Source organism: Opitutus sp. GAS368, from assembly GCF_900104925.1.
GTDB lineage: Bacteria > Verrucomicrobiota > Verrucomicrobiia > Opitutales > Opitutaceae > Lacunisphaera.
On sequence record NZ_LT629735.1, the window covers coordinates 231,040 to 244,364 of the forward strand.

Consider the following 13,325-nt stretch of genomic DNA (forward strand, 5'->3'; position numbering starts at 1 on the left):
ACTTAGGCCGGGCTCGGCGCGGGTGAACCGCTGGCCGGCGCATCGGGGGAAACCTTGGTCATGGGCTTGCCGATCTCCGGCGGCTGCCGGGGCGGCTGGCGGACCATCACGATCGGCGACTTGATCTCACCGTCCTTGAGGATCTCGAGCACGTGGCGGCCCTCGATGGTCTCGTGCTCGAGGAGCGCCTGGGCAACCTTGTCGAGGGCGCTGCGGTGCTCGTTCACGATCTGCTCGGCCCGGGTATACTGGCTGTTGATGATCTCCGAAATGGCCTGGTCGATCTGGCGGGCGGTGTCCTCGCTGAGATGCTGGGAGCGGGTGATGTCGCGGCCGAGGAACACGGTGTCCTGGTTGTCGCCGAGCGCGATCGGGCCGAGGTCGCTCATGCCATAGTCGCACACCATCGCGCGGGCCGTGTTGGTGGCCATCTTGATGTCGCTGGCGGCGCCGTTGCTGATGTCGTTCGTCACGAGCTTTTCGCCGATGCGGCCGGCCATCGCGACGGCGACCCGGTCGAGCAGCTTCTTCTTCGAGCTGGAGAGGATGTCCTTGGTCGGGAGGTAAGTGACGCTGCCGAGGCTCTGGCCGCGCGGGATGATGGTGGCCTTGTGGACGGGCATGGTGCCGTCATCGAGCACGGCTTGCACAATGGCGTGGCCGGCCTCGTGCCAGGCGAGGGACTTCTTCTCGTTGTCGTCCATCACGCGGCGGCGTTCGCGGCCCCAGAGAACCTTGTCGCGCGCGTCGTCGATGTCGACCATCTCGACCTTCTTCTTGTTGCGGCGGGCGGCCAGCAGGGCCGACTCGTTGAGCAGGTTGGCCAGTTCGGCGCCGGACAGGCCGGGTGTGCCGCGGGCGATGATGGCGAGATTGACGTCCTCGGAGAGGGTGATCTTGCGGGCGTGGACGCGGAGGATCTGCTCGCGGCCGATGATGTCGGGCAGATCGATGTAGACCTGACGATCGAAGCGGCCCGGGCGCAGCAGGGCGCTGTCGAGCACGTCGGGGCGGTTGGTCGCGGCGATGATGATGACGCCTTCCTGGGTGTCGAAACCGTCCATCTCGACGAGCAGCGAATTGAGCGTCTGTTCGCGCTCGTCGTTGCCGCCGCCGAGGCCCGCGCCGCGCTGCCGGCCGACGGCGTCGATTTCGTCGATGAAGATGAGGCACGGGGCGTTCTTGCGGCCCTGCTCGAACATGTCGCGCACGCGGCTGGCGCCGACGCCGACGAACATCTCGACGAAATCCGAGCCGCTGATGGAGAAGAACGGCACGTCGGCCTCGCCGGCGATGGCCTTCGCGAGGAGCGTCTTGCCGGTGCCCGGGGGGCCGACCATGAGGATGCCCTTGGGGATGCGACCGCCGATCTTCTGGAATTTCTTCGGGTCCCGCAGGAACTCGACCACCTCGCTGACCTCCTCCTTGGCCTCGTCGCAGCCGGCCACGTCGGCGAAGGTCGCCCGGTCCTTGTCGCGGGTGAGCAGCTTGGCGCGGCTCTTGCCGAAGCTCAGCGCACCTTTGCCCGCCTGCCGGAGCTGGCGGACGAACAGGAAATAAAGCAGGCCGATGACGATGATGAAAGGCAGCACGTTGAACAGCAGCTGCGTCATGGCGGTCGTCGCCGGTTTCTCGACGAAGACCTTGGATTTCTGGAGCAGCTCGAGGTTGCCGTCGGTCAGCCGGCCGGTGGCCACGAAGGCCTTGGTGGGTCCGGTCTCGTTCTTGAGGACAGGATCCTTGGTCTCACCGCTCAGCTGCGACCAGTCGCGGCCGCCGTTGCCGTCGGGCTGGATGAAGCCGGTCGCAATCTGGCCCTGCTCGGCGAGCTCGAGGACCTGCTGGATCTTGAGGGTGGCCGGCTGCGGGGCCTTGCCCGGGTTCAGCATGAAAAGCGCGACGATGGCCCCGATGATGGCGATCCAAATGAGGCCCGTCTTGAGCGGGAAACCGTCGGGCGGGAGGCTCTTGAGGGGACTGCGCTTCTTGTTGTCGTCGTTGTCGGGCATGGAGGAATGAGAGTGGTCGGGCAAGGTGTAGGTTCCGTCTGGATAAGTCAAACGAACGACTGGCGGAAATATTGAGGCATTTTGCAGCGGAACCTGGCCGGAACCGCCGATTATGTCACGCCTTCCGGAAGCCCAGCCCGCCGCGCCGCACCACGGCAAAGCCCTTGGCGCCAAGACTGAAACGCGTGTCGCGCCCGCGCTCCACTGCCGCCAGCAGCTGGTTGAAGCCTTGGCGCGACAAATCGGTCTCCGGCCGGACCGCGAGCAACCAGCGGTGCAGCGCCCGGCGAACCAGCGCCCGGGGCTTGCCCGCCAGCCGGCCCAAGTCGAGGCGGCCGCGCCGGTCGAGGGGCTTGAGTTCGTCCAGCCAGGCTTCGAGCGCCGCATCGTCGTCGTCCAGCAGTTCGCGCGACAACGCCGCGCCGGCAAGGGCATCGCGTCCGGCGGCCTTGATCCAGGCCGGCAGCACCCGGCGCCGGATGCGGTTGCGGAAATGATCATCGGTGGCATTCGACGCGTCCTCACGCCACCCGGCGCCGGCCTTTTTCAGCGCGGCCGTGAGGTCGGCCTTCTTCAAGCTGAGCATCGGCCGCAGGTGCAGCCGCCCCTCGCCCATCGCCTGCACCGGCCGGGGTGCAGCGAGACCACCGGTCCCGCTGCCGCGCGCCAGCCGCATCAGCAGGCTCTCGGCGATGTCATCCTGCTGGTGCGCCAGCCAGAGCAGGCGGATTTTCCGCCGACCCATCTCGCGACCGAAAAACTCAAAGCGCGCCGTGCGCGCCGCGGCCTCGCTGGCCGCCTTCGGCGCCTTGTGCCAGCGCCCCGCGACAAAGGTCACGCCGAGCGCCGCGCAGACTTGCGCGCAAAATTTCTCGTCCGCATCCGCCGCCTTCCCGCGCAGTCGGTGATTGAAATGCAGCACGACGAAATCCCGCCCCCATCGACCCGGCCCCTCCGCCCAGAAGATCAACAGCAGCGCGAGCGAGTCGGCCCCACCGGAAAAGGCCAGGGCCCAGCGGGACGGTCGGCCGCCCTTGTGCGTCTCCCGCCGATACTCGGCGAACGCCCGCAGCATCGCCGCCGGATGCAGGGCCCCATGCGAAATCCGGGCCGCGAAAGCCTCGGCCACGGCGGGCCAGTCGGGTTTTGATTTGCCGGTGCGGGTCATTCTGAGCGAAGCGAAGAATCCAGAATGATGTCCGTGACGATTATCCTGCTGGATCCTTCGCTGTGCTCAGGATGACAGGTGTCGTTGGCCTTATTTGAAACTCAGATACTCCTTGCCGAAATACGGCACGAGCGCCGCCGGCAGCTTCACGCGGCCGTCGGCCTGCAGGTTGTTTTCCAACAGCGCGGCCAGCACGCGCGGCACGGCGAGGCCCGAGCCGTTGAGGGTGTGCACGAGCTCCGGCTTGCCGGTTTCCTTGTTGCGGTAGCGGATCTGCGCGCGGCGCGCCTGGAAGGATTCGAAGTTCGAGCAACTGGACACCTCGAGCCAGCGCTTCTGGCCGGCGGCCCAGACCTCGAGATCGTATTTCTTCGACTGGGCAAAACCGAGGTCGCCGCCGCACATCAGCAGCACGCGGTAGGGCAGCTCTAGTTTCTGCAGCAGGCGCTCGGCATCGGCGCGGAGCTTTTCCAGCTCGTCGTAGCTCGTGGCCGGGTGAACCCACTTGAGCAGCTCGACCTTGTCGAACTGGTGCACGCGGTTCAGCCCGCGCACGTCCTTGCCGTAGCTGCCGGCCTCGCGGCGGAAGCACGGCGTGTAGGCGCAGCGGCAGACCGGCAGCGCCGTCTCCTCGAGGATCTCGTCGCGGAAGAAATTGGTCAGCGGCACCTCGGCCGTCGGCACGGCGTAGAGCTTGTCGGTCGTCTCATACATCTGGCCTTCCTTGTCGGGCAGCTGGCCGGTGGCCGTGGCGCTGGCGGCGTTGACGAAGATTGGTGGGCTGACCTCGGTGTAGCCGGCCTTCACGTCCTCATCCAGGAAGAACTGCAACAGCGCGCGCGACAACTTCGCACCCTCGCCGATGAAGAACGGGAAACCCGCGCCCGTGACCTTGGCACCGCGGGGAAAGTCAATCAGGTTGCCGAAGCCGCCGATCTCCCAGTGCGGGACGGCGAGCTTCGAGGTCGCCTCGATGGAGCCGCGCGTGGCATGGACAGCGTTCTGCTCCGGCGTCTTGCCGTCCGGCACGGTGGCATGCGGGATGTTGGGCAGCGTGAGCAGGGCGGCGTGCAGCTTCTCCTCGACGGACTTCAGCGCCTCTTCGGCGGCCTTGGCCTGCGCCGAGACGCCCTTCATCTCCACCACCTTGGCGAGGAATTCCGGCGAACCCTTCTTGAGCGCCACCATCTCGTTGTTGGCGGCCTTTTGCTTGGCGCGCAGGGCCTCGACCTCGCCCAGCTGCGTGCGCCAGGCGGTGTCGAGCGCCAGCACGGCGTCAAGGTCGACGTCGAGGTGCTTCCGGGCGATGGCGGTGCGCACGGTTTCGGGCGATTCACGGAGAAGCTTGGGATCGAGCATGACTGGCTAGGTTCAAGGGATATCCCGTCCGGGGAACAACCCTTTTCCGCGCGCGATTCTTCTGTAGCGGCGCTCTATGAGCGCCGTCCGGCGGTCACAGACCGCCGCTACAGTCAGGCGTGCGCCAGGGCGGCCTTGGCCTGCGCCTTGTGCAGCGAGGCCTCGATCCGGTTGAAGAGGTAGAATACTTCCTTGGCCGAAAGCAGGTGCAGGTCGCCGACCGGGGCCTGGATGACGTAGTTCGTCGGGGACTTGAGCGGATAAGGCCCGTATTGCCGCGGGTCGGTCGGCCCGAAGAGCCCGATGGTCTTGAGGCCCATGGCCGCCGCCAGGTGCATCGGTCCGCTGTCGTTGGAAATGACCCAATCGGCTTTGCCGAGTAGCGCCGGCAGCGAGGTCAGGCTGGTGTTGCCCGTGAGATTGAGGAAAGTGCCGTCGGGGAACGCTTCCTTGCACGGCAGGTAGTTGTTGCCGGCCCACACGACCTTGCGGCCCCCCTCGCGAATCAGCTGCGCCGTGAGCTGGGCGTAGCCGTTCCACTTCTTGTTGCTCTGGCCGCTGTCGGGAAAAATCAGCACGGGGCGCTGGCCCTTGCGCGGCTCCATGAAGCTCAGGTTGAGCCGCTCCAGCTCGCGGAAGCGCAGCGGCCCGGCCAGGCGCGGCTCGGCGCCGACGGTGGTGCAGAATTGCAGGAGAATATCGAGCACGTGCGCCGCGCGACCGGCGGCGGGCAGCGGGATCTTCTCGCCGTAGAACATCCCCGCCCCTTCGCGCGCGTCCGCGCGGCCGACCTTGCGCTTGCCGCGCGCCCACTTGGTCATGAGCCCGGTGCGCAGCAGCCCCTGGAAATCCAGCACCAGGTCGAATTCCTTTTTCCGGACCTCGCGCATGGTGGTGAGGAACCCGCGCGCGCCCTCGTGGCGCCGGAACACGTAAACCTGGTCCACCGCGGTGCACGAGCGCACCAGCGGCGAGAAAATGTCGCGCACGATCCACGAAATGCGCCACTCCGGCCGCTGCGCCTTGATCGACGCCGCGACCTGCAATCCGTGAACGATGTCACGGAGCGCAGAGGGCTTGATGATGAGCATTTCCGGCATGGCGGACGGACTAGACCACGCTTTCTGCGTGGCGTTCCCAAGGTTGTTGGCGGGCAAAGAAACGCAAACGCGAACCCGTCGCCCCCGCGCTTTTTGCCGGATTTACCGGGCTTTCGCAGCCCCGTCAAAGCGGCCGCGCCCGCAATTCCTCCAGCGCCGCCAGGACCGCCGCCGGGTCGAGATCCGCCAGCCGGCCGTCCGGTGCCTCGACGGCCCGGTGCTTCGGGTTATCCAGCGGGAACGGCCCGAAGCGCCGCGGCGAGGTCGGCCCGAAGATGGCCAGAACCCGGTTGCCGGACGCCGCCGACAGGTGCATCGGTCCGCTGTCGTTGCCGATGAAGGTCGCCGGCTGCCGCACCAGCGCGATCATCTGGTCCATCGGGCAACCCGTGAGGTTCAGGAAGCGTTCGCCCGGCACTGCGACCTCGGGCTTGGCGGGTTTGCCGGCGCACCAGGCGATTTTGCTGCCCGGAATGGTGCGGAAAATCAGCGCGGTCAGTTCGTTGAACCGCGGCCATTCCTTCTCCGCCCCGCGACTGTCCGTGAAAATGACAAAGGTGCTGCGCGGGTCGCCGGCGAAAAACGCCTGCCACGGGTAGATCACGCCCGCCCGCAGGTTCAGCGGAAAGTCCAGCCGCGGCGCGAGGCCGTCGGCCCGCAGGAAGGGCTGCAATATCTCCAGCGCGTGGTGGGGGCCCGCGCCCTCCGGCCGATCCACGCGGCGGGTGTAGAAAATCCCCGCGCCCTCGCGCGAATCGGGCCGGCCCCATTTCACCGGAGCCCGGGCCGCCGCGGTCATCAGTCCGGAGCGCAGCAGCCCCTGCATGTCCCAGACCGCATCGAACCGCCGCCCGCGCCCGCGCAGCTGCCGCAGCAGCCGCAGAAAAGCCCGCCAGCCGTCGCGCCGGCGGAAGATGATGACCTCGTGCACGAACGGCGCCGCCTGCACCAGCCCGGCGAACCGTTCCCGCACCACCCAGCTGATCCGGCAGCCCGGCCGCTCCTTGGCCAGCACTTGCACCACCTGCAGCGCGTGCACGATGTCGCCGAGGGACGACGGCTTGATGACGAGGAGGCTTTGCATCGCGCGGATTCGCAGGCTTGTGTCCGGGCCTGTTTTGTCCAACTCAATTTGCCGCCCGCATGAAATTCGACGCCCCGGAAATCGCCGCCCGCCAGACCGAACTCACCGCCTGCTGGCATCAAGCCACGCCCGCCGTCGGCGCGGATGGTTTTTTCCGGCTGCTCGAGGAAAACCACCTCCGCAATTTTTCGCTCTGGCACGAGGAGGATGTCGCCCGCCGCGACGACCTCGGCTTCGAGCGCGTCTACCAGGCCAAGCGCAACATCGACCGCTTCAACCAGGAACGGAACAACTTTGCCGAGGAGATGGACAAGGCCGTCGTCGCCGCGCTCCATCCGCCGCAATCCGGCTGCCCGCGCAACTCCGAGACCCCCGGCATGATGATCGACCGCCTCTCCATCCTCGCGCTGAAGGAATACCACATGCACGAGGAGACCGTGCGCCCCGAGGCCTCCGTCGAGCACAAGGCGAAGTGCGCCGAGAAGCTCGCCCGCATCCGCCAGCAGCGCGCCGACCTTACGGGGTGCCTTGCCGACCTGTTCGCCGACGTGATCGCGAAACGCCGCACCTTCTCCGCCTACTTCCAGTTCAAGATGTATAACGACCCGGCGCTGAACCCCCAGCTCTACCGCAACGCGCCGAAGTCAGGCAGCGCATGAGCGGCGCCGGCGAGCACCCGCGCCTCTGGCTGCCGCAGCACTGGCCCATGTGGACCGGCCTCGGCTTCCTCTGGTTGGCCGACAAGCTCCCCTGGCCCGAGAAGCGCGCCCTCGCCCGCGTCCTCGGCTGGCTCGTTTTCCATGTCGTCGGCATCCGCCGCCGCGTGGTCTTCACCAACCTGAAGCTCTGTTTCCCCGAAAAATCCCCCGGCGAAATCACCACCCTGGCCCGCGCCCACTACGACTCGCTCGCCTTCGGGCTCTTCGAGGTCTGCGCCGGCTGGTGGGCGAAGTCCTCCGACCTGCCGCCCCACCGCGTCGTCGGCCTCGAGCACCTGACGGCCGCGCTGGCCCGGGGCCACGGCGCCCTCCTGCTCACGGCGCATTTCACCACCCTTGAGATCGGCGGCCGGTTCATGTCCGAATCCCACCCCATGGGCGGACTCTTCCGCGACCCCAACAATCCCGTCGTCGCCCACCTCATGCGCGGCCAGCGCACCCGCCACCTGTCGCCCGCCGTGCATTTCGACGACCTGCGCGGCCTCGTGCGGGGCCTGCGCGGCAACGCCGCCATCTGGTATGCCCCCGACCAGGGCAAGCGCAGCAAGTCCTCCGAAATCCTCCCCTTCTTCGGCGTGCCGGCCATCACCAACACCGCCACCAGCAAGATCGCCGAAATGACCGGCTGTGCCGTCGTGCCCTTCTTCGCGAAGCGTGAGGCCGACCATTCCTACACGCTGACCATTCTGCCGGCCTTGGAAAACTTCCCGACCACGGACGCCGCGGCCGACGCCGTGCGGATCAACCAGCTCATCGAGCAGCATGTCCGCCTCGCTCCCGAGCAATACTTCTGGGTGCACAGGCGCTTCAAGGCTCGCGGCGAGGGCTACCCCGCGGTCTACTGAGCCATGCCCTGGCCCGACCCGCGCCCGCTGCGCATCCTGGTGATCCGCTACCGTTTCATCGGCGACACCGTCCTGGCCATCCCCACCCTGCGCAACCTCCGCCGCGCCTTCCCGAAGGCGAAGATCGACGTGCTCGGCGAACCGGTCTCGGGCGACACCCTCGCGCTCTGCCCCTACAAGGATGAACTCCTCTACTTCGCCCCGCGCCTGAAGGGTGAAAAGAAGCGCGCGGCGAAATTTCCGACGACGCTGCTCGGCGCCGCGGGTTTCCTGCGCGCCCGGCAATACGACCGCTGCTACATCCTGCGCCGCTCCTTCTCCAGTGCCATCCTGCCGTTGCTGGCCGGCATCCCGCACCGGGTCGGCTTCGCGACCGACCGCCGCGCCTGGCTGCTCCAGCGCAGCACGCCCTACGCCGACAAGCACGAGGTCGAGTGCTTCCTGGATGTCCTCCGCGCCGACGGCATTCCCGTCACCGACACGCACAACGAGAACTGGACCGATCCCGCGGCCGACGCGCGCGTTGCCGCCGGCCTGCCCCCGGGCAAACGCCCCCGGGTTTTCCTCTGCGCCAAGTCCATCGTGCCGTCCAAGGATTGGGCGCCCGGGCGCTTTGCCCGGCTCATCGCCTGGCTGGTCAACGAGCGCGGTTGCGAGATCCACCTCTGCGATGCGCCCGGCTACGCGGCTTACTACGAAGAAATCCGCGCCGCGCTCCCCGCGCCGCTCGCCCGCGACTGGACCGACTGGAGCAAGCAGCTCTCGATCAAGGAATCCAATTCACTCTTCCAGCGCATGGACCTCGCCATCGGCATCGACACCGGCCTGCTGCACCTGGCCGCTTCGTTCCATGTGCCGGTCGTGGCCTTGTTCGGCCCGCTCGAGCCGTGGCGCTGGCACCCGTGGGACACGAGGCACACGATCCTGCGGCCCGACGACCTCACCGGCCCGCGCCCGTTGTTGCGCCTGTCCGTCGCCGAGGTGCAAGCGGCGGTTGAGCCCTACCTGGCCGCCATCGCCCCGCCATGAGCGCGAAAGCCCGTGTGATTCACTTCGTCACGGGCGGCGGCTCCGGCGCGACCAGGGTTGCGCTCGAACTCGCCTGCGGCCACCTGCGTACGGGCAACTATGAGCCACTGCTCGTGTTGCGCCGCAAGCGGGTCCCGCTCCCCGCGCCCATGCAGGCGCAGATTGCCGCGGCCGGCCTGCGCACCGCGTGGGTGGACGAAGGCCCCAAGTGGACGACCCGGCGCCAACTCGCGGCGCTCATCGCGGAATTCAAACCGCAGGTCCTGGCGGCGCACGGCAACAGCGAGCACCTCTGGGGCCGACAGGCGGCCTTCGCGGCAAATGTGCCCGTCGTCCTGCATGTCGAGCAGAACTGCGAGCGCTACCTGTTCTGGCGGCGCTGGTCCGCGCAACGGCTCGCGGCCCAAACCACGGCGACCGTCTGCGTCTCGCAGGGTGTCGCCGACCACGTCCGCCCGCTCGGGCTCGTCGGCCCGCGCCTCGAAATCATCCACAACGGCGTCGATCCGGCGCACTACTCCGCCGGCACGCCGGCATTCGCCTCGCGCAGCCAGGACATCATCATGTTCGCCCGCTTTGCCCGCCAGAAGGACCAGCCGACCCTGATCCGGGCGGCCGGGCGGCTGGTCGCACAGGGCTGGACCGGCCGCCTGCTGCTCGGCGGCTGGAACAAGGAGTCGCACCGTCGCGCCAGCGAGAAACTCGTGCGCCGCCTCGGGCTGGCCGGCCGGGTCGATTTTCTTGGGCAGGTCGCGGATGTCGCGCCCATCTACCACCGCTGCCGGGCCGCGGTGCTTTCGACGCATTACGAAGGCCTGCCGCTGGTGCTGATCGAATATATGGCGGCCGGCTGTGCCGCCATCGGCAGCGAGGCTCCGGGCGTGACCGACATCATCCAACCCGGCGTCAATGGCTGGCTCTTCCCCTCCGGGGACGCGGCGGCGCTGGTCGCGATCCTGACCGGCGTGCTCGCGGGCGGCCCGGCCATTGAGGCCGTGGTGGCCCGCGGCGAGGCCGACGCCTCGGCGCGCTTCTCGCTCGCGCGGATGATCAGCCGCTACGAGGCCTTGTTCGCCGAACTTCTCGCCCCTGGGGCCGGCTAAGTTCTTGTAACGGGAACATCGGCCTGCTCGTCTGTAGGCCAGTGTCTGCACACACACCGCTGGTCATCCGTTTCGGCGCCATGGGGGACATGATCCTGCTCGTCCCCATGCTGAAGGCCCTGCAGCAGCGTTACGGGCAGCCCTGCACCCTGATTTCCTCGGGTGGCTGGACCCCGCCGCTCATGCAACGCGTGCCCGCCTGCGGCGAGGTGAGCCTGCTCACCAGCCGCCGGGCACCGTATTTTTTCAACCGCAGCCAGTGGCAACTGGTGGATTTCCTGCGACGGCGCCCGCCCGGGCCCGTTTACGTCATGGAACCGGATGAGAAACCCCTGAGCCTCCTCCGGCGCGGCGGCGTCGGCCCGGAATGGATCTGCACCATGCGGGACCTGCCGCGGCTGCCGGGCGAGCACGTTGCCACGCACGCCTTGCGCCTCGCCCGCCAGACCCCGGTCGCACTGGGCACTGACACCGCCTTCAACGGGGAAATCCCCGCGGCACCCGATACCCGCCTGACCTTGTCCGAAGCCGACCGCCGCGACTGCGCCGCGTGGCTGGAGAGCCGGCACCTGGCCGGGGCGCCGCTCGTGCTGATCCAGCCCGGCAACAAGAAGACCATGAAGGGCGGCCCGCGCCAGCGGGGGAGTAATGCGAAATACTGGCCGGAAGACAACTGGGCGGAGGTCATCGCGGCCGTGCGGCGGCTTCTGCCCTCGTCTCGCGTGCTGATCTGCGGCGCCCCGAGCGAGCGTCCGCTGGCCGAGGACATTGCGAGCCGGCTGCCCGGCGAACAAAGCCATGTGCTCATCGCCACCGATGACCTGCCGGTTTCCCGGCTGCTCGCGCTGCAGGAGCGGGCGCACAGCATGATCAGCGTGGACACGGGACCGGCCCATGCCGCCGCGGCCATGGGTTGCCCGCTGGTCGTGATGTTTGCCCGCAAGGCCCATATCGCCGCGGAACTCTACGCTCCGATTCCGACGGCCGCACCGGTGAAAATCCTTCTGCCGTCGGATCCGTCGCCCGACGCCGGCCTGCTCTCGGTCACCCCCGCCACCGTCATTCAGACCTGGCAAGGACTGCTTCCCGCCTGCCGGAGCTAGCCTCCGCCGCCGGACCGGTTTTGGCGTTGCTGCCTCGCTCGCCAGCCGCAGCCTCATTCCTGCCGCCATGCCCTTGCTCGAAGTCACGGACCTTCGCACCTATTTTCACACGCGCCGCGGCGTATATCGGGCGGTCGACGGGGTCAGCTTCTCCCTCGAAAAGGGCGAGACCCTCGGGATCGTCGGCGAGTCGGGTTCGGGCAAGTCGGTCACCTGCGCCACGCTCCTCGGCCTCATCCCGCAGCCGCCGGGCCGGATCGAGAGCGGCCGGGCCCTGTTCGACGGCACCGACCTGTTGCACTGTTCCCCGTCCGAGCTCCGCGCCATCCGCGGCAAGCGCATCGCCATGGTCTTCCAAGACCCAATGACGTCGCTGAATCCCTACCTGCGCATCGCGGAACAGCTCATCGAGCCGCTGCTCATCCACGAAAAGGTTTCCAAGACCGACGCCCTGGCCCGCGGCCGGGCCATGCTCGAGGCGGTCGGAATCCCCGACGCGGCGAAACGCCTCCATAGCTACCCCCATGAGTTTTCCGGCGGCATGCGCCAGCGCGTGATGATTGCCATGGCGCTGATCACCAAGCCCGACCTGCTCATCGCCGACGAACCGACCACGGCGCTCGACGTGACCGTGCAGGCCCAGATCCTGGAGCTGCTCAAGAAACTCCAGCGCGAGCTGGGCATGGCGGTCATCTTTGTCACCCACGACCTGGCCGTCGTGTCCGGCCTGTGCGACCGTGTGCAGGTCATGTATGCCGGCCGGATCGTGGAATCGGCCGACACCCGCACGCTCTTCCGCGCCCCGCAGCATCCCTACACCAAGGCCCTCCAGCGCTGCATCCCGGCCCTGCAGGACAAGGGCCGGGAGCTCTTCACCATTCCCGGCCTGCCGCCCGACCTGTCGAAACCGTTCACCGAGGCCGAGCTGCTGAAGCGTTTCGACCTGCCGGCGGAGAAGTCTCCCGCGGCCGCCGCGCCCCATGCCATCGGCCGCGAGACCGTCATCTCGGTCCAGGCCGTGGAGACCCACTTCCCGATCGAATCCGGTTTTCTTTTCCGGAAGCAAACGGGCACGGTGAAGGCGGTGGACGGCGTCAGCTTCGAGGTCCGGCGCGGCGAGGTGCTCGGCCTGGTCGGCGAATCCGGCAGCGGCAAATCCACCCTGGCCCGCGCCATCATGCAGCTGGTTCCCGTCACCGCCGGCACGGTCGTGCTGGGCAGCCGCAACCTCACCGCCGCGTCCGCCGCCGAGATCCAGGCGGCCCGGCGGGACCTGCAGATGGTTTTCCAGGACCCGTTCGCCTCGCTCAATCCGCGCCTGACGGTCTACGCCACGCTGGCCGAGCCCCTGCTCGTGCACGGCGTGGTGCCGCCGGACCAGGTGCCGGCGCGGGTGGCGCAGTTGATGGAGCAGGTCGGCCTGGCCCCGCGCTTCATGCAGAAATACCCGCACGAGTTCTCGGGCGGCCAGCGGCAGCGCATCGCCATCGCCCGGGCGCTCGCCCTGCGGCCAAAGGTCATCATTGCGGACGAACCCGTGTCCGCGCTCGACGTCTCCATCCAGGCGCAGATCCTCAACCTGCTGGCCGGCCTCGTGCGGACCATGGACCTCACCATGATCTTCATCGCCCACGACCTGTCCGTGGTGAAGCACGTCTCCGACCGCATCGCCGTCATGTATCAGGGCCAGATCGTCGAGCTCGGGTCCGCCCTCGACATCATGGAACGCCCGCAGCACCCCTACACCCGCGCGCTGATCGGTGCGATCCCGCACGTCGCCCGGTAGGCGACAAGACCATCGCGTCG

At 67.9% G+C, this 13,325-nt stretch carries 11 protein-coding genes; 6 read left to right on the plus strand and 5 right to left on the minus strand.

Features of this window, described 5'->3' with window-relative positions:
* Positions 1 to 2: 2 nt before the first annotated feature.
* From ftsH to BLU29_RS18655, 5 genes are all read right to left on the minus strand, one after another.
* The gene (gene ftsH / locus BLU29_RS00985; protein ID WP_091054719.1) at positions 3 to 2,009 is read right to left on the minus strand and encodes an ATP-dependent zinc metalloprotease FtsH; all 2,007 of its coding nucleotides are present in this window, start codon (positions 2,007 to 2,009) and stop codon (positions 3 to 5) included.
* A 115-nt stretch (positions 2,010 to 2,124) separates the two neighbouring features.
* On the minus strand, positions 2,125 to 3,177 hold the full coding sequence (tilS, locus tag BLU29_RS00990; protein ID WP_091054720.1) for a tRNA lysidine(34) synthetase TilS: 1,053 nt from the start codon (positions 3,175 to 3,177) through the stop codon (positions 2,125 to 2,127).
* Between the two features lie 90 nt (positions 3,178 to 3,267).
* On the minus strand, positions 3,268 to 4,536 hold the full coding sequence (serS, locus tag BLU29_RS00995; RefSeq protein ID WP_091054721.1) for a serine--tRNA ligase: 1,269 nt from the start codon (positions 4,534 to 4,536) through the stop codon (positions 3,268 to 3,270).
* 113 nt (positions 4,537 to 4,649) lie between these two features.
* Positions 4,650 to 5,636: a glycosyltransferase family 9 protein gene (locus tag BLU29_RS01000; RefSeq protein WP_091054722.1), complete on the minus strand. Its 987-nt coding sequence runs from the start codon at positions 5,634 to 5,636 to the stop codon at positions 4,650 to 4,652.
* A 124-nt stretch (positions 5,637 to 5,760) separates the two neighbouring features.
* Positions 5,761 to 6,720 carry a glycosyltransferase family 9 protein gene (locus tag BLU29_RS18655; RefSeq protein ID WP_091054723.1) on the minus strand — a complete coding sequence of 320 codons (960 nt, stop codon included), beginning with the start codon at positions 6,718 to 6,720 and terminating at the stop codon, positions 5,761 to 5,763.
* A 59-nt stretch (positions 6,721 to 6,779) separates the two neighbouring features.
* On the opposite strand from BLU29_RS18655, the gene BLU29_RS01010 reads away from it, so the two are divergent.
* The 6 genes from BLU29_RS01010 (at position 6,780) to BLU29_RS18475 (ending at position 13,305) form a co-directional block, all read left to right on the plus strand.
* Positions 6,780 to 7,379 carry a DUF4254 domain-containing protein gene (locus BLU29_RS01010; protein ID WP_091054724.1) on the plus strand — a complete coding sequence of 200 codons (600 nt, stop codon included), beginning with the start codon at positions 6,780 to 6,782 and terminating at the stop codon, positions 7,377 to 7,379.
* Positions 7,376 to 8,284 carry a hypothetical protein gene (locus BLU29_RS01015; RefSeq protein ID WP_091054725.1) on the plus strand — a complete coding sequence of 303 codons (909 nt, stop codon included), beginning with the start codon at positions 7,376 to 7,378 and terminating at the stop codon, positions 8,282 to 8,284. Before BLU29_RS01010 ends, BLU29_RS01015 begins: the two co-directional genes overlap by 4 nt.
* Positions 8,285 to 8,287: 3 nt before the next feature.
* Positions 8,288 to 9,313: a glycosyltransferase family 9 protein gene (locus BLU29_RS01020; RefSeq protein ID WP_091054726.1), complete on the plus strand. Its 1,026-nt coding sequence runs from the start codon at positions 8,288 to 8,290 to the stop codon at positions 9,311 to 9,313.
* Positions 9,310 to 10,416, plus strand: a complete 1,107-nt coding sequence (locus BLU29_RS01025; RefSeq protein WP_091054727.1) for a glycosyltransferase — start codon at positions 9,310 to 9,312, stop codon at positions 10,414 to 10,416. Before BLU29_RS01020 ends, BLU29_RS01025 begins: the two co-directional genes overlap by 4 nt.
* Positions 10,417 to 10,457: 41 nt before the next feature.
* Positions 10,458 to 11,519, plus strand: a complete 1,062-nt coding sequence (locus tag BLU29_RS01030; protein ID WP_157693540.1) for a glycosyltransferase family 9 protein — start codon at positions 10,458 to 10,460, stop codon at positions 11,517 to 11,519.
* A 67-nt stretch (positions 11,520 to 11,586) separates the two neighbouring features.
* Complete coding sequence (locus BLU29_RS18475; RefSeq protein ID WP_091054729.1) at positions 11,587 to 13,305, plus strand: ABC transporter ATP-binding protein; 1,719 nt, start codon at positions 11,587 to 11,589, stop codon at positions 13,303 to 13,305.
* The last annotated feature ends 20 nt before the right edge of the window (positions 13,306 to 13,325 follow it).

Excerpts from the sequence above, each read along its gene's own strand:
- BLU29_RS18475 (WP_091054729.1), top strand. The coding sequence starts at position 11,587 with ATGCCCTTGCTCGAAGTCACGGACCTTCGCACCTATTTTCACACGCGC.
- BLU29_RS01000 (WP_091054722.1), bottom strand. The coding sequence starts at position 5,636 with ATGCCGGAAATGCTCATCATCAAGCCCTCTGCGCTCCGTGACATCGTT.
- ftsH (WP_091054719.1), bottom strand. The coding sequence starts at position 2,009 with ATGCCCGACAACGACGACAACAAGAAGCGCAGTCCCCTCAAGAGCCTC.
- tilS (WP_091054720.1), bottom strand. The coding sequence starts at position 3,177 with ATGACCCGCACCGGCAAATCAAAACCCGACTGGCCCGCCGTGGCCGAG.
- BLU29_RS01025 (WP_091054727.1), top strand. The coding sequence starts at position 9,310 with ATGAGCGCGAAAGCCCGTGTGATTCACTTCGTCACGGGCGGCGGCTCC.
- BLU29_RS01010 (WP_091054724.1), top strand. The coding sequence starts at position 6,780 with ATGAAATTCGACGCCCCGGAAATCGCCGCCCGCCAGACCGAACTCACC.
- BLU29_RS01015 (WP_091054725.1), top strand. The coding sequence starts at position 7,376 with ATGAGCGGCGCCGGCGAGCACCCGCGCCTCTGGCTGCCGCAGCACTGG.
- BLU29_RS01020 (WP_091054726.1), top strand. The coding sequence starts at position 8,288 with ATGCCCTGGCCCGACCCGCGCCCGCTGCGCATCCTGGTGATCCGCTAC.
- BLU29_RS18655 (WP_091054723.1), bottom strand. The coding sequence starts at position 6,720 with ATGCAAAGCCTCCTCGTCATCAAGCCGTCGTCCCTCGGCGACATCGTG.
- serS (WP_091054721.1), bottom strand. The coding sequence starts at position 4,536 with ATGCTCGATCCCAAGCTTCTCCGTGAATCGCCCGAAACCGTGCGCACC.